This is a genomic window from Gordonia sp. (in: high G+C Gram-positive bacteria) (assembly GCF_047602025.1).
Lineage (GTDB): Bacteria > Actinomycetota > Actinomycetes > Mycobacteriales > Mycobacteriaceae > Gordonia.
The window spans coordinates 185,688-203,493 of the sequence record NZ_JASGII010000001.1; the positions used below are offsets into that span (position 1 = coordinate 185,688).

Here is a 17,806-nt window from a genome sequence, read left to right on the forward strand (position 1 = left end):
CTACGGTGGCGAGCATGGCTGCGAGCGCGACTGACAACGACGTCGAACCCGAGGGGTTCGCCGTCGCCGTCGTCCGCGAGGAGACCGTCTGGAAGGTCACCGCGCTCGACCGTTCCGCCCTCACCAACCTCGACGACGCCGAGCGCCAGCTGCGCGAGATGCGCGCCGCGGGAGCGGTTTTCGGCCTCCTCGACGTCGACGACGAGTTCTTCATCGTCGTGCGCCCGGCGCCCGGCGGCGCCCAGCTGCTCGTCTCCGACGCCACCGCGGCGATCGATTACGACGTCGCCGCCGACGTCCTCGAAGCCCTCGACGTCGACATCCCGGACTACGACTCCGACGAGCTCGATGACGTCGAGCCGTGGGAGGAGGGCGACCCCGGGCTGCTCGCCGATCTCGGCCTGCCGGACGCCGTGATGAGCGTGATCGTCGGCGACACCGATCTCTACGCCGACGAGCAGATCGGCATGATCGCCGCGCGGATGGGCTTTGCCGACGAGCTGAGCAAGGTCCTCGACTCGCTGGGCCACTAGGTCGATGACCGCCCGCGAAGACGAGCAGCTGATCCGACGGGCGATCGCGGCGGCCGGCGAATCGGGCCCCGACGACGTACCGATCGGCGCCGTCATCGTCGACCCCGACGGCGTCGAACTCGCACGGGCGGGCAACCGTCGAGAGGCGGACGGCGATCCCTGCGCCCACGCCGAAGTCCTGGCGCTGCGGGAGGCCGCGAAGAACCACGGCGACGGTTGGCGGTTGAGCGGATGCACGCTCGCGGTGACCGTCGAACCCTGCACGATGTGCGCCGGAGCCATCGGCCTCGCCCGCATCGAGAAGGTCGTGTTCGGGGCGTGGGAGCCCAAGACCGGTGCCGTCGGATCCCTGTGGGACGTGCTCCGCGATCCGCGCCTGACGCACCGCCCGCAGGTGCGCGGCGGAGTGCTCGCCGACGACTGTGCGGCCCTGCTCACCGGCTTCTTTTCCGATCACCGTGAGCGGTGATCCTTGGAACTCGCTGCGAAACGTGGACGCGGACCCGCAGACGTGGCAGATTGGGCTGGTCAAGACATTCCGCGACTTGAAGGAGCACCCCATGTCTGATGCAAGTGACAAGGTCACCGAGGCCGTCAACGCGGCCAAGGAGAAGGTCAGCGATCTGGCCAACAACGAGAAGGTCAGCGAGGTCGTGGACAGCGCCAAGGAGAAGCTGAGCGACCTGGCCAGCAACGAGAAGGTCAACGACGTCGTCGAGGGCGCCAAGGAGAAGCTTGGCGAGCTCAAGGACAAGCTGACCGGCGGCGACAAGTAGTCGCCAGCCTTTTCGCGACGCTCTGGCGTCGCACCCCGGTACCGCGGGTGACCTGCTGATTTAGCGTCGGCGGGCACCTGCGGTACTGTTTTTCGCGGTGGCGTGTCCGAGCGGCCGAAGGTGCAGCACTCGAAATGCTGTGTGCGGTAACCCCGTACCGGGGGTTCGAATCCCCCCGCCACCGCAGAATGAACGACCCCCGGCATCCGCTCATGCCGGGGGTCTTCTGTCTCTTCGGCCCGCCGACTACGGCGTCAGGAACGCCTTGATCGCCCGACGCTCATCCATCGCCCGATAGCCCTCGGCGACGTCGGCGAGGGGGAGCTTGAGGTCGAAGACCTTGCCCGGGTGGAAGTCCCCGTCGTAGACGCGGGCGATCAGGTCGGGCAGGTAGTCGCGCACGGGTGCGCCACCGCCCTGGATGCGGACGTGGGTGTTGAACAGCTTGCCCGCCGACAGCTTCACGCCGTGCGGCAGGCCGACGAAGCCGACGCCGCCGCCCTGGCGGGCCACGCCGAGAGCGGTGCGCATCGCCTCGTCGGTGCCGACACACTCGGCGATGCTGTCGGCGCCGATCCCGCCGGTCAGTTCGCGGACGCGGGCAACCGCTTCCTCGCCGCGCTCGGCGACGATGTCGGTGGCACCGAACTCGGTGGCGACGGCCTGCCGGTCGGCGTGGCGGGAGAGCACGATGATCCGGTCGGCGCCCTGCTCCTTGGCGGCGAGGACGGCCGAGAGCCCCACCGCGCCGTCGCCGACGACGACCGCCGTGTGGCCGGGCATGACGCCGGCCGCGCGGGCCGCGTACCAGCCGGTGCCCATCACGTCGGACAGCGTCAGGAGGTCGGGGAGCATGTCGTCGGCTGGGGTGTCCGGAGCGGCCACCAGCGTGCCGTCGGCGAGTGGGATCCGGATCGCCTCGGATTGGCAACCGGTCACCGGCTCGGCCTGCTCGCAGCCGGACTGGTAGCCGTAGAGGCAGTGCGGGCAGGTGTTGTCCGACGCGAAGAAGGACCCGATGACGAATTGGCCGGGCTTGACCGTCGTGACGGCCGAGCCGACCTCGCGGACGATGCCGACGTACTCGTGCCCGATCGCCCACGGCTTGTCGACCTCGTTGTCGCCGCGGTAGTACCAGAGGTCCGACCCGCAGACGCAGGTCGCCGACGTCTCGATGATGGCGTCGGTCGGGTCGACGATGACCGGGTCGGGGATCGTTTCCGATCGGACGTCGCCGGGGCCGTAGATCATCGTTCCGCGCATGACTCCACGATATGCCCGCCCCCGCATACCGGGTGCAGGCGCGTCAGTACTGCTCCGGCACGTAGCCGGGATCGGCCGGCGGGTATTCGGGCTCGACCGGTGCGTACTCGGGTTCGGTCGGCGGTGGTGGTGGTGGTGGCGGGGGCGCGGGCACGGTCGGCGAGCTTCTGGGCACGCTCGGCGCAGGTGTGGGCACGCTCGGCGGGTTCTTGGGCACGGTCGGCGAGAGGACCGGGGCGGCGCGGAAGGGAGCTGCGATGTCGGCCAGGTTCAACAGCGGCTGCGGGGCGATGCCGAAGCCGAGGGTGACCAGCGCACACAGGGCGATGGGCAGCGTCGTCGCCAGACTGGGCTGGCGGACGTGGACCTCGGGCGCGTCGTCGTCGGGCTCGGTGAAGAACATCGCGACGATCACCCGCAGGTAGAAGTAGGCCGCCACCGCGCTGGCCAGGACGCCGACGATCACCAGCGCCCACGCCCCCGACTTCCCGGCGGCGCCGAAGACCACGAACTTGGCGATGAAGCCGGTGGTCAGCGGGATGCCGGCGAACGCCAACAGGAACAGCGCGAACAGTGCCCCGACGAGGGGGCGGCGGCGGCCGATCCCCGCCCACGACGCGAAGTCGGTGGCCTCGCGCCCGGCCCCGTCGCGCACCACCGACAGCAGCGCGAAGCCGCCGAACGCGGAGAACGCGTAGGTCGCGAGGTAGAACAGCACCGCCGACAACCCGGCGTCGCTGAGGGCGATCACCCCCAGCAGGATGAACCCGGCGTGCACCATCGACGAGTAGGCGAACATGCGCTTGATGTCGTCCTGGCTCACCGCCATGACCGTCGCGATCACCATTGTCGCGATGGCCACCACCCACAGCGCCGGACGCCACTGGTCGGCCAGCGACGGGAAGGTCGTGTAGAAGACGCGGGCCAGCGCCACGAACGCCGCGACCTTCGTCGCCGACGCCATGAACGCGGTCACCGGCGTCGGCGCGCCCTGGTAGACGTCGGGCACCCACGAACCGAACGGCACGGCGCCGATCTTGAACAACAGCCCGACGGCCAGCAGCGCCAGTCCGATCAGCGCGAGCGTGGAATCGGCGGCACCGGCGATCACCTTCCCGGCGTCGCCGAGTCCCAGGGTGCCGGTCGCACCGTAGATGAACGACGCCCCGAAGAGGAAGAACGCCGACGCAAACGCGCCCAGCAGGAAGTACTTGAGGGCCGCCTCCTGGGACAGCAGCCGACGACGGCGGGCCACGCCGCACAGGATGTAGAGCGGCAGCGAGAACACCTCGAGGGCGATGAACATGGTCAGCAGGTCGCCGGCGGCCCCGAAGAGCATCATGCCGCCGGTCGCGAACAGGGCCAGCGGATAGATCTCGGTGGTGCGCGCGCCGGACCGCCCGGCGACCAGCTCGCCCTCCGATCCGGGGACCGTGGCGGCCGCCGGGGTGAAGGGGTCGGCGATCAGGTCGGCGTCGGAGCCGCTCGCCGCGACCGGGACTTCGGCGGCCACCGCCACCGGCGCCCACACGTTGTCCAGCCGCGTCTCGCCGCAGATGAGGACCGTCAGGATCGCGATGGCGACGATGGTCCCCTGGGCGAACAACGCCGGGCCGTCGAGGACGACGGCACCGCTCATCGTCGTGGTGTCGCTGCCCGTCACCCCGAGCGCGACGATGGCGCCCAGCGCGCCGAGCAGGCCGAGCAGGGACAGCCCGAGCTGCGTGCCCGACCGCCACTTCGCGTGGACAAAGGCGTCGGCGAGAACGGCCAGCACCGCGGTGCCGAAGACGATGAGCATGGGCGACAGTGCGCGGTAGTCGATGCTGGGCGCGACCATGGCGGCGGTGTTCATCGCTCACCTCCGGGCGGCGGTGGGAGGACCGGCCCCGGCGCCATGTGCCGGATCGCCGGCGGCGCCGACACCGACTTCACCGGGTTGAGGGTGTGGTCGACGGCGGGCACCACCGGGTCGAGGTCGGGGGCCGGCCAGAAGCCCAACAGCACCAGCGCGCCGATGAGCGGGAAAAGGACCAGGCGCTCGCGCCAATCTAGGTCAGTGATCTTGGCCGATCCGGTGGCCGTCGGTCCGCCGAACATCCGCTGGTAGGTCCACAGGATGTAGACGGCCGACCCGACGAGCGCGACGGTCGCGACGACGGCCGCCGCGGGGTAGCGGGTGAAGCTGCCGACCATCACCAGGAACTCGGAGACGAACGGCGCCAGCCCGGGCAGCGAGAGTGTGGCCAGACCCGCCACGAGGAAGCAGGCCGACAGCACCGGCGCCACCTTCTGAACCCCGCCGAAGTCGGCGATCAGGCTGCTGCCGCGCCGACTGACCAGGAAGCCGGCGACGAGGAACAGGGCGGCGGTCGAAACGCCGTGGTTCACCATGTAGAGCGCGGCACCGGACTGCGACTGTTGGTTCAACGCGAAGATGCCGAGCACGATGAATCCGAAGTGCGAGATCGACGTGTACGCGATCAGCCGCATGATGTCGGTCTGCGCGATGGCCAGGATCAGGCCGTAGACGATGCTGACGACGGCGAGCCCGCACATCCAGGGCGCGAACGTCGCCGCCCGGTCGCCGAACAGCTCGACGACGAACCGCATCATGGCGAACGTCCCGACCTTGTCCATCACCGCCATCATCAGCACGCCCGTCGACGGGGTGCCGGCGACGGCGGCGTCGGGCAGCCATGCGTGCAGCGGCCACACCGGCGCCTTGACCGCGAACGCGAACAGGAACGCGCCGCAGATCGCCAGGCCGGCGGTGCCGCCGACGTCCACCCGGCCGTCGGCGACGGCCTTGGTGATCTCGCCCAGGGCGAAGCTGCCGCGCCCGTCGCCGAGGTTCGCCCGCGCCGTCAGCGCCCACAGCCCGATGAGCCCGGCGAGCATGATCAAACCGCCGAACAGGTTGTAGAGAAGGAACTTCAGCGCCGCCTTCGCGCGCTGGGCCTTGTCGGCCTCCCCCCAGCCGCCGATGAGGAAGTACATCGGGATGAGCATGGCCTCGAAGACCAGGTAGAACAGCAGCAGGTCGGTGGCGACGAAGCTGAGCAGCACCATCGCCTCGACGGCCAGCGTCAGCGCGACGTAGATGCTCGGGTCGGTCTCGTCGCCGGATTCCCCTCGCTTCGCTCGACCGGTGAACCACGACGCGAGCAACAGCAGCGGCACCAGGCCGGTGGTCAGACCGACCAGCATCAATCCGATGCCGTCCAGGCCGAGGTCGTAGCGGGCGCCGATCGCCGGGATCCACCGATGCGACTCGGTGAGCTCGAACCGGGTGCCCGTCTCGCCGTCGTAGGCCAACGACATGGCCATCGACCAGACGAACGTCACCGTCGCGACGGCGAAGCCGGCCCAGTGCGGCCAGTGGCGCCGGGTGTCGCCGGTACGGATGAGGGCGATGCCGATGGCGCCGACGGCGGGCAGCAGCCACAGCACACTCAGCCAGGGGATCGAGGTCATAGCAGCGCCACCCCCAGCACGACCGCGGCGACGATGACCGCGCCGGTCAGAATCGTCAGCGCATACGACCGGACGTAGCCGTTCTGCGCGCGGCGCAGCACCTGGGAGCCCCCGCCCACGCCCACGGCGACGCCCCGCTCGGCGCCGGTGAACCCGCGGTCCTCGACGACGCGCAGCGCCTTGGCCAGGTACTGGCCGGGCACCATCAGCACCGCCTCGTTGAAGCGGTCGCCGTACAGATCCGCCCGGGCCGCGCGGGTCAGCACGGAGCCCTCGGGTGCGGTCACCGGCACCGACGCCCGATAGCGGTACCAGGCCAGCGCGACACCCGCCGCGACGACGGCCAGCACGCCGAGGCTGATCAGCCAGGCGGGCACCGGCAGCTCGTGGTGCTCGACCCGGGTGACCCCCTCCAGCCAGTTCGACAACCGACCGCCGACGATGAGCAGCGCACCCGAGGCGACCGACCCGAAGGCCAGGATGATCATCGGAACGGTCATCGACCGCGGTGCCTCATGCGGGTGGGCCCCGTCGGCCCAGCGGGGCTCGCCGAAAAACGTCAGCAGCATCACGCGGGTCATGTAGAAGGCCGTGAGGCCCGCACCGAGGACGCAGACGGCGCCGAGGATCGGTCCGCGGACCCCGCCGGCGCCGAAGGCGGCCTCGATGATGTGGTCCTTGGTGAAGAAGCCGGCCAGCGGCGGGATCCCGATGATCGCCAGGTAGCCGAGGGCGAAGGTGCCGAAGGTGATGGGCAGCGCGGTGCGCAGCCCGCCGTACCGCCGCATGTCCGTCTCGTCGTTCATCGCGTGCATGATCGAGCCGGAGCCCAGGAACAGCCCCGCCTTGAAGAAGCCGTGCGCCAGCAGGTGGGCGATGGCGAACACGTAGCCCGCCGGTCCCAGCCCCGCCGCCAGGATCATGTAGCCGATCTGGCTCATCGTCGACGCGGCGAGCGCCTTCTTGATGTCGTCCTTGGCACAGCCGATGATCGCACCGAACAACACCGTGACCGCCCCGACCACCAACACCGCGGTCTGCGCCGCCGGCGCGTTCTCGAAGATCGGCCCGGAGCGCACGATCAGGTAGACGCCGGCGGTCACCATCGTCGCCGCGTGGATCAGGGCGGAGACGGGCGTCGGGCCCTCCATGGCGTCGCCCAGCCACGACTGCAGCGGCACCTGCGCCGACTTCGCGCACGCCGCCAGCAGCAGCATCAGGCCCAGCGCGGTGGGCGTCGACGCACCGGCCTTCGCCGCGCTCTCCGACCACGGCAGCACCGCGGAGATCTGGAACGACCCGACGTTGGCGAAGATGATCATCAGCGCGATGACGAAGCCCATGTCACCGACCCGGTTCACGACGAAGGCCTTCTTGGCCGCGGTCGCCGCCGACGGTTTGTGCTGCCAGAACCCGATCAGCAGGTACGACGCCAGGCCGACGCCCTCCCAGCCGGCGTACATCAGCACGTAGTTGTCGGCGAGGACGAGGATGAGCATCGCCGCGACGAACAGGTTGAGGTAGGCGAAGAAGCGGCGCCGATCCGGGTCGTCGGCCATGTACCCGATCGAATACACGTGGATCAGGAAGCCGACGCCGGTGATCAGCAGGATTAAGCAGATCGACAACTGGTCCAGATACAGCCCGAAGTTCACGTGCAGCTTGTCGACCGGGATCCACGAATAGAGGACCTTGCTGATCGAGCGATCCTCCTCGTCGCGCCGGAGCATCCGCAGCCACAGCGTCGCCGACACGACGAAGGACAGCCCGACCAGGGCGGTCGACAGCAGGTGGCCCCACCGGTCGCTGCGCCGGCCGAGCAGCAGCGTGACCGCGGCGCCCGCCGCGGGCAGCGCCGGCACCAGCGGCAGCATCTGGATCGAGGTGTTGCTCACCGGCGCATCACCGGGCCAGCAGGTTCGCGTCGTCGACCGACGCCGAGCGCCGAGTCCGGTAGATGGTCATGATGATCGCCAACCCGACGACGACCTCCGCCGCGGCCACGACCATGGTGAAGAAGGCGATCACCTGTCCGTCGAGGGTGCCGTGCATGCGGGCGAACGTCACGAACGACAGGTTGGCCGCGTTCAGCATCAGCTCGACGCACATGAACACGACGATCGCGTTGCGGCGCAACAGGACTCCGGCCGCACCGATCGTGAACAGCAGGGCGGCGATGTAGAGATAGTTCGCGGGGTTCACGAGTCCTCACTCTCCGTCGCGTCGTTGTCGACGATGCTGTCAGACGCCGCTTCGACGATCGCGTCCGCCTCGATCCCGATGTCGTCGGAGGATCCCGCACCGCCGCCGCCGAGGGTCTTGTTCACCGACAGGTGCGCCGGTGAACCGTCGGGCAACCGCGCGGGGGTGTCGACCGAGTTGTGCCGGGCGAACACGCCCGACGGCGGCAGCGGCGTCGCCGGCACCGGGGAGTCGTCGCGGAACCGGGCGATCGACAGCTCGCGCTGGGTCGGTCGACGGGCGATGCGCGGGCGATGGGCGAGGACCATCGCCCCCAGGGTGGCGGTGATCAGCAGCGCCCCGGTGAGCTCGAAGGCCCACAGGTACTTCCCGAAGATCAACTCGGCCAACTCGACGATGGCCTGGTTGCCGCCGGTGGTCGAATCGAAGCCGACGAAGACCGCCAGCGCCGCGTGCGCGATCGCGGCGATCAACAGGGCGCCGAAACCCACGCCGAGGCCGAGGGCCACCCAGCGCTGCCCGCGGATGGTCTCGGTGAGCGAGTCGGCCGAGTCCACGCCGATCAGCATGATGACGAACAGGAACAGCATCATCACCGCGCCGGTGTAGACGACGATCTGGACGACGCCCAGGAACAGCGCGCCCTGCGCGATGTAGAACACCGCGAGGATCAGCATCGTCATGGCCAGGAACAGCGCCGAGTACACCGCCTTCGGGGAGAACACGACGCCCAGTGCGCCGAGCACCACGATCACGCCGAGCACCCAGAACTGGACCGATTCGGCGGTGGAGGTACGGGTCAACTCCGCGGCGAGGCTGACACCCGCCGCACCGAGCGCCGCCGTCATCGCTGCGTCTCCGCGGACTCCTCGGCGTCTTCGGCAACTTCGGCTCCGCCGGCTCGACCGAGGTAGTAGTCGACGGCCCGCGCCGGTTTGCGCTGCGGCGTCGGCTCCGCGCCCGGTGGCGGCGGGGCCAGCAACCGGTCCTTCTCGTAGATGAGGTCGGCGCGGTTGTCGTCGGCGAGCTCGAACTCGTTCGTCATCGTCAACGCCCGCGTCGGGCAGGCCTCGATGCACAACCCGCAGCCGATGCAGCGCAGGTAGTTGATCTGGTAGACGCGGCCGTAGCGCTCGGCGGGGGAGTAGCGCTCCTCGTCGTTGTTGGGCGCGCCCTCGACGAAGATGGCGTCCGCCGGGCACGCCCACGCGCACAATTCGCAGCCGATGCACTTCTCCAGGCCGTCGTCGTAGCGGTTGAGCTGGTGGCGGCCGTGGTACCGCGGCGCGACCTTCACCGGCTCCTCTGGGTACTGCTGGGTGACCGGCTCGCGGAACATCCCCTTGAACATCTCGCCGAAGCCGGCGATCGGTTTGCCGAAATCAGGCATGGGTCACCTCCCGGGTGTGCGGCGGCAGCGGCGGCGTCGGGAATCCGGCGCCGAGACCCGGTGTCGTCGGTGGTGGTCCGGCGATGTCGTCGGGCACGCGCATGGCGCGGACGATCCCGGCGATCAGGGCGATGGCGGCCACCAGGCCGGTGCCGGCCAGGACCCACGTGCGCGTCGAGTCGGCGGCGCCCTGCGTGGCCGCCCGGATGAGGGCCACGACCATCACCCACGCCAGCGACGTCGGGATCAGGACCTTCCAGCCCAGGTTCATGAACTGGTCGTAGCGCAGTCGCGGCAGGGTGGTGCGCAGCCAGATGAACACGAACATGAACACCCAGATCTTGGCGACGAACCACACCACCGACAGCCACCCGTTGTTCGCGCCGGGGATCAGGCTCAGCGGCCACGGCGCCATCCAGCCGCCGAGGAACAGCGTCGTCGCGAGTGCGGCCACCGTCGTCATGTTGATGTACTCGGCGAGCATGAACATCGCGAACTTCAGCGACGAGTACTCGGTGTGGAAGCCGCCGACCAGCTCGCCCTCGGCCTCGGGCAGGTCGAACGGCGCGCGGTTGGTCTCGCCGACCATGGAGATCGCGTAGATGATGAACGACGGCAACAGCAGCAGGATGAACCAGTGCCGGTGCTGGCTGCCGATGATCTCCGACGTCGACATCGTCGTCGACAGCAGGAACACGGCGGCGAAGCACAGGCCCATGGCGATCTCGTAGGAGATCACCTGCGCGGTCGAGCGCAGCCCGCCCAGCAGGGGGTAGGTGCTGCCCGACGACCAGCCGGCGAGCACGATCCCGTACACGCCGATCGAGGTGATGGCGAGGATGTAGAGCACCGCCACCGGCAGATCGGTGAGTTGCAGCGGCGTGTGGTGGCCGAAGATCGAGACCGACGGCCCGAACGGGATGACCGCGAACGCGGTGATCGCCGGGACGACCGCGATGATCGGCGCGAGCAGGTAGATCGGCTTGTCGACGCCCGCCGGGGTCAGCCCCTCCTTGAGGGCGAGTTTCGCGCCGTCGGCCAGGCTCTGCAGGATGCCGCCGGGGCCGACGCGGTTGGGGCCCAGGCGCCGCTGCATGCGGGCCATGATCTTGCGTTCGGCGAGGATCGCCACCAGCACCGTCAGGACCAGGAACACGAACACGGCGAGCGCCTTGGCGGCGACCAGCCACCAGGGGTCGTGGCCGAAGGAGTCCAGGGTGGGGAAGTTCATCCGCGCGCCTCCTCGCCGGACAGCGCCACGACGTCGCCGGGCGGGGTGCCGAGCTGCGGGTAGACCCGCGAGCCGGGCGAGTTGAGCGGCAGCCACACCGTGCCGTCGGGCATGTCGGTGACGACCAGCGGCAGGCGGATCGACCCGGACTTGCCGGTGACGACGAGGGTCTGGCCGTCGGCGACGCCCACCTGTGCGGCGGTCGACGCGGACAGCCGCGCGACGGGCGCGTGGGCGGTGGCGGCCAGGTTCGGCTCGCCGTCCTGCAGGCGCCCGCAGTCGAGGAGCAGCCGCCAGGCGGCCAGCAGGGCGTGGCCGGTGTTGGGAACGATCGGATCGGGACTCGGCGCGGCCGGCAGGTCGGCGCGCTTGCCGGTCCACGCGCCCATCCGCTGCAGGTCGCCGCGCACCTCGTCGCCGGTCGCGCAGCCGATCGGCGTGCCCGCCTCGGCGGCCAGCGCGCTGAGCACCCGGTGGTCCGACATCAGGCCGCCGCCGTCGACCGACGGGGTGAAGGGCCGGGGCCGCCCCTCCCAGTCGACGAAGGTGCCGGACTTCTCGGCCACGGCCGCGACGGGCAGCACCACGTCGGCGTGTTCGGTGACGACGCCGGGCCGCTGTTCCAGGCTGACGATGAAGTCGGCCGCGCCGAGCGCCGCGGTCGCGGTCTCGATGTCGGGCAGGTCGTCGATCTCGACGCCGCCGACCACCAGGGTGTCGAGCCGCTTGCCGGCCAGTGCGTCGAGGATGGCCGGCGTGGTGCGCCCCAGGTGGTCGGGGAGCTCGTCGACGCCCCACACGGCGGCGATCTCGGCGCGGGCGTCCGCGTCGGCGACCGGTCGTCCGCCGGGCAACAGGTTCGGCAGCACGCCGACGTCGACGGCGCCGCGCTCGCCGGCCCGTCGCGGCACCCACGCGAGGCCCGCGCCGGTGCGTTCGGCCAGGGTCGCCGCAGACGTCAGCGCACCGGGGCTCAGCGCCAGGCGCTCGCCGACCAGCAGGACGGCGCCGGGGGTGGCCAGCAGTCGGGGGATGTCCGGCTCGGCGAGGGCCGCGGCCTCGCCGCCGGGCAGACAGGGGAGCCGGGAACCGGCCAGCTTGGTCAGGCCGCGCGAGCGCCACGGGGTGATCGAGTAGACCTTCGTCCTGCCCGCCCGCACGGCCTTGCGCAGCCGCAGGAAGATCATCGGCGACTCCTCCTCGGGCTCGAGGCCGACGAGCAGGACCACGGGCGCGGCCTCGAGGTCGTCGTAGGTCACCGACATCCCGGCGGCGGCGACCTCGTGCGCGAGGAAGGCCGTCTCCTCGTCGCTGCAGGCGCGCGAACGGAAGTCGACGTCGTTGGTGCCGAGCACCATGCGGGCGAACTTGCCGTAGGCGTAGGCGTCCTCGACGGTCGCGCGTCCGCCGACCAGGACACCGGCGCGAGTGCCGGCCAGCCCGGCGGCGGCCACCGCGAGCGCGTTCGGCCACGACGACGGTTGCAGATCGCCGTCGGCATCGCGGACCAGCGGCGTGGTCAACCGGTCGGGCTGCTGGGCGTAGGCGAAGGCCCAGCGCCCCTTGTCGCAGTTCCACTCCTCGTTGACCGCCGGGTCGTCGCCGGCCAGCCGCCGCAGGACCTTGCCGCGGCGCTCGTCAGTGCGCTGGGCGCAGCCGCCCGCGCAGTGCTCGCAGACACTCGGCGTCGACGCCAGGTCGAACGGCCGGGCGCGGAACCGGTAGGTCGTGTTGGTCAGTGCCCCCACCGGGCAGATCTGCACGGTGTTGCCGGAGAAGTACGAGTCGAAGGGGTCGTCTTCGAAGGCGCTGACCTGTTGCAACGCGCCGCGGTCGGCCAGGTCGATCAGCGGGTCGCCGGCGATCTCCTCGGCGAACCGGGTGCACCGCGCGCATAGGACGCACCGCTCGCGGTTGAGCAGCACCTCGGCCGACAGTTTGACCGGCTTGGTGTAGCGCCGCTTCTCCCCGTCGAACCGGGTGTCCGGGCTGGCCGCCTTCATCGCCTGGTTCTGCAGCGGGCACTCGCCGCCCTTGTCGCACGTCGGGCAGTCGAGCGGGTGGTTGATCAGGAGCAGCTCCATCACGCCGTGCTGGGCGCGCGCCGCCCCGTCGGAGGTGGCCTGGGTGCGCACGATCATGTCGTCGGCGACGACGGTCGTGCACGACGCTATCGGCTTGCGCTGCCCCTCGACCTCGACGAGGCATTGGCGGCACGCGCCGACCGGGTCGAGCAGCGGGTGGTCGCAGAAGCGCGGGATCTCGATGCCGAGCATCTCGGCGGCGCGGATCACCAGCGTGCCCTTCGGCACGGTGATCGACTGCCCGTCGATCGTCAGGGTCACCAGATTGGTCTCCACCGTTGTCATCGCCGCGACCTCCCGAACGTCGTCGACTTCTCCGGGTCGAAGGGGCACCGCCCGAGGCGGGCATGCTCGAGGTACTCGTGGCGGAACAGCGCCAGCGACGACGTGATGGGGGCGCCCGCCGCGTCGCCGAGGGCGCAGAACGACTTCCCGACGATGCTGTCGGTGATGTCCTTAAGCTTCTCCAGATCGCCCGGCCGCCCCTGTCCGTCCTCCAGGCGCTGCATCATCTCCACCAACCAGTAGGTGCCCTCGCGGCAGGGCGTGCACTTGCCGCACGACTCGTGCTTGTAGAACTCGCTCCACCGCAGCACCGCGCGCACCACGCAGGTCGTCTCGTCGAAGAGTTGCAGCGCCTTGGTGCCGAGCATCGACCCGGCCTCGGCGACGCCCTCGTAGTCGAGGGGGACGTCGAGGTGGTCGGCGGTGAACAACGGCGTTGACGATCCGCCCGGCGTCCAGAACTTCAGTTCGTGCCCGGGTCGCATGCCGCCGGCGCGGTCGAGGAGTTCGCGCAGCGTGATGCCCAGCGGCGCCTCGTACTGACCGGGGTTCGCCACGTGCCCGGACAGCGAGTACAGGGTGAAACCGGGTGAGCGCTCGGTGCCCATCTGCCGGAACCAATCGGCGCTGTTGCGCAGGATGGCCGGGACGCTGGCGATGGACTCGACGTTGTTGACGACGGTGGGGCTGGCGTAGAGCCCGGCCACCGCGGGGAACGGCGGGCGCAGGCGCGGCTGGCCGCGACGCCCCTCGAGGGAGTCGAGCAGCGCCGTCTCCTCGCCGCAGATGTAGGCGCCCGCGCCGGCGTGCACGACGATGTCCAGGTCGAAACCCGACCCCAGGATGTTCCGGCCCAGCAGCCCGGCGTCATACGCCTCGGCGACGGCGTCGCGCAAGCGGGCGATGACCGAGGCGACCTCGCCGCGGACGTAGATGAAGGCGTGGTCGGAGCGGATCGCGTAGCTCGCGATGATCATGCCCTCGATCAACGTGTGCGGGGATGCCAGCAGCAGCGGCATGTCCTTGCAGGTGCCCGGCTCGGACTCGTCGGCGTTGACGACGAGGTAGTGCGGCTTGCCGTCGCCCTGCGGGATGAACGACCACTTCTGGCCGACCGGGAAGCCGGCGCCGCCGCGGCCGCGCAGCCCGGAGGCCTTGACGATCTCGATCACCTCGTCGGGCGCGAGGCCCAGCGCCTCCTTGAGCCCGTGGTAGCCGCCCGCGTAGCGGTAGCTCTCCAGCGTCCACGACTGCGGCTGCCCCCAGTTGCTGCTGAGCACCGGCGGCTTCGGCGGCTCGACCATCCGCTCGCCGAGGGTGAAGCGTCCGATGTCGTCGGGGTGCGGGGGCTCGGGGGTGTCGGCGCCGGCCAGCAGTCGGGACACCTTGCGGAAGGAGCAGAGCGTCGGCACGCCGCGGCTCGGTGCCGGGTCGACGCCGGCGCGCAGATCGTCGACGAGTTCGACGCTGCGCGCGGGTGTCTGGTCGTCGTAGAACTCCCAGTTGACCATCACGACGGGGGCGTAGTCGCAGGCCGCGTTGCACTCGACGTGCTCGAGGGTGATGCGGCCGTCGGCGGTCGTCTCGCCCGGCTCGATGCCGAGGTGTTCGGCTAGCGTCGCCAGAATCTCGTCGCCGCCCATCACCGCGCACGTGGTGTTGGTGCAGACGCCGACCAGGTATTCGCCGGTCGGCTCGCGGCGGTACATCGAATAGAACGTCGCGACGGCCGCGACCGCGGCGCGGGTCAGGCTGAGTTGGTCGGCGCAGAAGCCGATGCCGGCCTTGGTGAGGTAGCCGTCGCGGGCCTGCACCAGGTGCAGCAGCGGCAGTAGGGCCGAGCGCGACTGCGGGTATCGGGCGATGATCTTCGCCGCGTCCTCGGCCAGGGCCGCGGTGGCCTTATCGGAGTACGACTCCGGGCCGAGGAAGGTGATCTGCGGATGCGGCGTCGCGTCGTGACCGGGCAGGCCGAGCGGGATCGGCTGCGCCGCGGTCTCCGGGTTGAGCTCGGTCGTCATCGATCCACCCCTCCCATCACCGGGTCGATGCTGGCGACCGCGGTGATGACGTCGGCGACCATGCTGCCCTCGCACATCGCGGCGACCGCCTGCAGGTTCGTGAACGACGGGTCGCGGAAGTGCACCCGGTACGGGCGGGTGCCGCCGTCGGAGACCATGTGCACGCCGAGTTCGCCGCGCGGCGACTCGATCGCCGTGTAGCACTGGCCCGGCGGGACGCGGAAGCCCTCGGTGACGAGCTTGAAGTGGTGGATCAGCGACTCCATCGACTGGCCCATGATCTTGGCGATGTGCTCGGGGGAGTTGCCCTGGCCGTCGGGGCCGATGGCGAGGTCGGCGGGCCAGCCGAGCTTCCCGTCCTCGACGATGACCGGGCCGGGCTCGGAGAGTCGCTCGACGCACTGCCGCGCGATCTTGAGCGACTCGTGCATCTCGGCGACGCGCACCAGGTAGCGGCCGTAGGAGTCGCAGGTGTCGACGACCGGCACGTCGAAGTCGTAGGTCTCGTACCCGCAGTACGGCGCCGCGCGGCGCAGGTCGTGCGGCAGGCCCGTCGAGCGCAGGCACGGGCCGGTGACGCCGAGCGCCATGCAGCCGGCCAGGTCGAGGAAGCCGACGCCCTGGGTGCGGGCCTTCCAGATGTAGTTGTCGGTCAGCAGCTTCTCGACCTCGCCGATCTGCTCGGGCAGCACGTCGAGGGTCTCGCGGATCTTTGCCAGCGCCCCGTCGGGCAGGTCCTGGGCGACGCCGCCGGGCCGGATGTAGGCGTGGTTCATGCGCAGGCCGGTGATCGCCTCGAAGACGTCGAGGATGGTCTCGCGGGCGCCGAAGCCGAGGAACATCGGGGACATCGCGCCCAGCTCCAGCCCGCCGGTGGCCAGTGCCACCAGGTGCGACGAGATGCGGTTGAGCTCCATCAGCAACACGCGGATGGTGGTGGCGCGCTCCGGGATCTCGTCGGTGATGCCGAGGAGCCGCTCGACGCCGAGGCAGTAGGCGACCTCGTTGTGGAAGGGCGCGAGGTAGTCCATCCGGGTCACGAAGGTGACGCCCTGCGTCCAGGTGCGGTATTCGAGGTTCTTCTCGATCCCGGTGTGCAGGTAGCCGATGCCGCAGCGCGCCTCGGTGACCGTCTCGCCGTCGATCTCCAGGATCAGGCGCAGCACCCCGTGCGTCGACGGGTGTTGCGGGCCCATGTTGACGACGATCCGCTCCTCGCCGGGCTCATTGGCGGCGCGTTCGCGGACGGCGGCGACGACCTCGTCCCAGTCGCGTCCGGTGACCCCGATGGTGCTGCTCACTGGTACGACCTCCGGCGATCCGGGGGCTGCACGGTCGCGCCCTTGTACTCGACGGGCACGCCGCCGAGCGGGTAGTCCTTGCGCTGCGGGTGGCCCTCCCAGTCGTCGGGCATCTCGATGCGCGTCAGCGCGTGGTGGCCGTCGAAGACGATGCCGAAGAAGTCGTAGGTCTCGCGCTCGTGCCAGTCGTTGGTCGGGTAGACGCGGCACAGGCTGGGGATGTGCGGGTCGGTGTCGGGGGCGCAGACCTCCAGGCGCACGACGCGGTTGTGGGTGATCGACTGCAGCGGGTAGACCGCGTGCAGTTCGCGGCCGGTGTCGTCGGGGTAGTGCACGCCGGAGACGCCGCGGCACAGCTCGAAGCGCAGGTCGGGTTCGTCGCGCAGGACGGCGGCGACGATCGGCAGGTAGTCGCGGTGGACGAAGACGGTGAGTTCGCCGACGTGGACGTGGGCCTTCTCGATCGCGGCGTCGGGGCTCACGTCCTTGGCGGCGAGGGCGGTGCGCAGCGCCTGCAGGAGGTCGTCGAAGTAGCCGCCGAAGGGGGGCGTCGTGGTGCCGCCGAGTTCGACGGCACGGGTGAGCCGGCCGTAGCCGGAGGTGTCGCCGCTGTCGTCGTTGCCGAAGAGGCCGGTACGGGTGGTGATGGTGTCCGGCGCCGTGTCGGGGCGTCGTGCGACGTCGCTCATCGCAGCAGCCCCTTGAGCTCGATGGTCGGGCGGGAGTCGAGGGCGGCCTGTTCGGCGGCGGCGATCGCCTCGGCGCGGTTGGCGCCCAGCGGCATCTCCTGGATCTTCTCGTGCAGCTTGAGGATCGCGTTCAGCAGCATCTCCGGCCGCGGCGGGCAGCCGGGCAGGTAGATGTCGACGGGGACGACGTGGTCGACGCCCTGCACGATCGCGTAGTTGTTGAACATGCCGCCCGACGACGCGCAGACGCCCATCGCCAGCACCCACTTTGGCTCGGCCATCTGGTCGTAGATCTGGCGCAGGACCGGGGCCATCTTCTGGCTGACCCGGCCGGCGACGATCATCAGGTCGGCCTGGCGCGGGGAGGCGCGGAACGCCTCCATCCCGAACCGGGCGAGGTCGTAGCGGCCCGACGTCGTCGCCATCATTTCGATCGCACAGCACGCCAGGCCGAAGGTCGCGGGCCACAGCGAGCCCTTGCGCATGTACCCGGCGAGACCCTCGACGGTGCTCAGCAGGAAGCCGCTCGGTACCTGTTCCTCGATGCCCATCGC

Annotated in this window: 16 protein-coding genes and 1 tRNA gene; 4 read left to right on the forward strand and 13 right to left on the reverse strand. The window is 70.3% G+C overall.

Annotated features, from left to right (window positions below; genetic code table 11):
• The first annotated feature begins 14 nt into the window (after positions 1–14).
• From QM728_RS00855 to QM728_RS00870, 4 genes are all read left to right on the forward strand, one after another.
• On the forward strand, positions 15–533 hold the full coding sequence (locus QM728_RS00855; RefSeq protein WP_415030166.1) for a tRNA adenosine deaminase-associated protein: 519 nt from the start codon (positions 15–17) through the stop codon (positions 531–533).
• Positions 534–537: 4 nt separating this feature from the next.
• Positions 538–1,002 (forward strand): nucleoside deaminase, encoded by a 465-nt coding sequence (locus QM728_RS00860; protein ID WP_415030167.1) that lies wholly within the window; start codon positions 538–540, stop codon positions 1,000–1,002.
• Between the two features lie 91 nt (positions 1,003–1,093).
• A complete protein-coding gene (locus tag QM728_RS00865; RefSeq protein ID WP_415030168.1) occupies positions 1,094–1,309 on the forward strand; it encodes a hypothetical protein in 216 nt (71 codons plus the stop codon).
• A gap of 96 nt (positions 1,310–1,405) precedes the next feature.
• A tRNA-Ser gene (locus QM728_RS00870) sits at positions 1,406–1,493 on the forward strand.
• Between the two features lie 62 nt (positions 1,494–1,555).
• On the opposite strand, the gene QM728_RS00875 is transcribed toward QM728_RS00870, so the two are convergent.
• The 13 genes from QM728_RS00875 to QM728_RS00935 are packed head-to-tail and all read right to left on the reverse strand — an operon-like array spanning position 1,556 to position 17,803.
• Entirely contained in the window at positions 1,556–2,572 is a 1,017-nt protein-coding gene (locus tag QM728_RS00875; RefSeq protein ID WP_415030169.1) for a zinc-dependent alcohol dehydrogenase family protein, read from the reverse strand.
• Between the two features lie 43 nt (positions 2,573–2,615).
• Positions 2,616–4,427 carry an NADH-quinone oxidoreductase subunit NuoN gene (gene nuoN / locus QM728_RS00880; RefSeq protein WP_415030170.1) on the reverse strand — a complete coding sequence of 604 codons (1,812 nt, stop codon included), beginning with the start codon at positions 4,425–4,427 and terminating at the stop codon, positions 2,616–2,618.
• A complete protein-coding gene (locus QM728_RS00885; protein WP_415030171.1) occupies positions 4,424–6,049 on the reverse strand; it encodes an NADH-quinone oxidoreductase subunit M in 1,626 nt (541 codons plus the stop codon). Before QM728_RS00885 ends, nuoN begins: the two co-directional genes overlap by 4 nt.
• A complete protein-coding gene (nuoL, locus tag QM728_RS00890) occupies positions 6,046–7,923 on the reverse strand; it encodes an NADH-quinone oxidoreductase subunit L (protein WP_415032810.1) in 1,878 nt (625 codons plus the stop codon). The genes QM728_RS00885 and nuoL overlap by 4 nt, the downstream gene beginning before the upstream one ends.
• Positions 7,924–7,951: 28 nt before the next feature.
• The gene (nuoK, locus tag QM728_RS00895) at positions 7,952–8,251 is read right to left on the reverse strand and encodes an NADH-quinone oxidoreductase subunit NuoK (protein WP_415030172.1); all 300 of its coding nucleotides are present in this window, start codon (positions 8,249–8,251) and stop codon (positions 7,952–7,954) included.
• Positions 8,248–9,099 carry an NADH-quinone oxidoreductase subunit J gene (locus QM728_RS00900; RefSeq protein WP_415030173.1) on the reverse strand — a complete coding sequence of 284 codons (852 nt, stop codon included), beginning with the start codon at positions 9,097–9,099 and terminating at the stop codon, positions 8,248–8,250. The genes nuoK and QM728_RS00900 overlap by 4 nt, the downstream gene beginning before the upstream one ends.
• Positions 9,096–9,641: an NADH-quinone oxidoreductase subunit NuoI gene (gene nuoI / locus QM728_RS00905; RefSeq protein ID WP_415030174.1), complete on the reverse strand. Its 546-nt coding sequence runs from the start codon at positions 9,639–9,641 to the stop codon at positions 9,096–9,098. Before nuoI ends, QM728_RS00900 begins: the two co-directional genes overlap by 4 nt.
• Positions 9,634–10,872, reverse strand: a complete 1,239-nt coding sequence (nuoH, locus tag QM728_RS00910; RefSeq protein WP_415030175.1) for an NADH-quinone oxidoreductase subunit NuoH — start codon at positions 10,870–10,872, stop codon at positions 9,634–9,636. The genes nuoI and nuoH overlap by 8 nt, the downstream gene beginning before the upstream one ends.
• Positions 10,869–13,241 (reverse strand): NADH-quinone oxidoreductase subunit G, encoded by a 2,373-nt coding sequence (locus QM728_RS00915; RefSeq protein ID WP_415030176.1) that lies wholly within the window; start codon positions 13,239–13,241, stop codon positions 10,869–10,871. The genes nuoH and QM728_RS00915 overlap by 4 nt, the downstream gene beginning before the upstream one ends.
• On the reverse strand, positions 13,238–15,262 hold the full coding sequence (gene nuoF, locus QM728_RS00920) for an NADH-quinone oxidoreductase subunit NuoF (RefSeq protein ID WP_415030177.1): 2,025 nt from the start codon (positions 15,260–15,262) through the stop codon (positions 13,238–13,240). The genes QM728_RS00915 and nuoF overlap by 4 nt, the downstream gene beginning before the upstream one ends.
• The gene (locus QM728_RS00925; protein WP_415030178.1) at positions 15,259–16,563 is read right to left on the reverse strand and encodes an NADH-quinone oxidoreductase subunit D; all 1,305 of its coding nucleotides are present in this window, start codon (positions 16,561–16,563) and stop codon (positions 15,259–15,261) included. The genes nuoF and QM728_RS00925 overlap by 4 nt, the downstream gene beginning before the upstream one ends.
• Entirely contained in the window at positions 16,560–17,252 is a 693-nt protein-coding gene (locus QM728_RS00930) for an NADH-quinone oxidoreductase subunit C (RefSeq protein WP_415030179.1), read from the reverse strand. Before QM728_RS00930 ends, QM728_RS00925 begins: the two co-directional genes overlap by 4 nt.
• Positions 17,249–17,803 (reverse strand): NuoB/complex I 20 kDa subunit family protein, encoded by a 555-nt coding sequence (locus QM728_RS00935; protein WP_415030180.1) that lies wholly within the window; start codon positions 17,801–17,803, stop codon positions 17,249–17,251. The genes QM728_RS00930 and QM728_RS00935 overlap by 4 nt, the downstream gene beginning before the upstream one ends.
• Between the last annotated feature and the right edge of the window lie 3 nt (positions 17,804–17,806).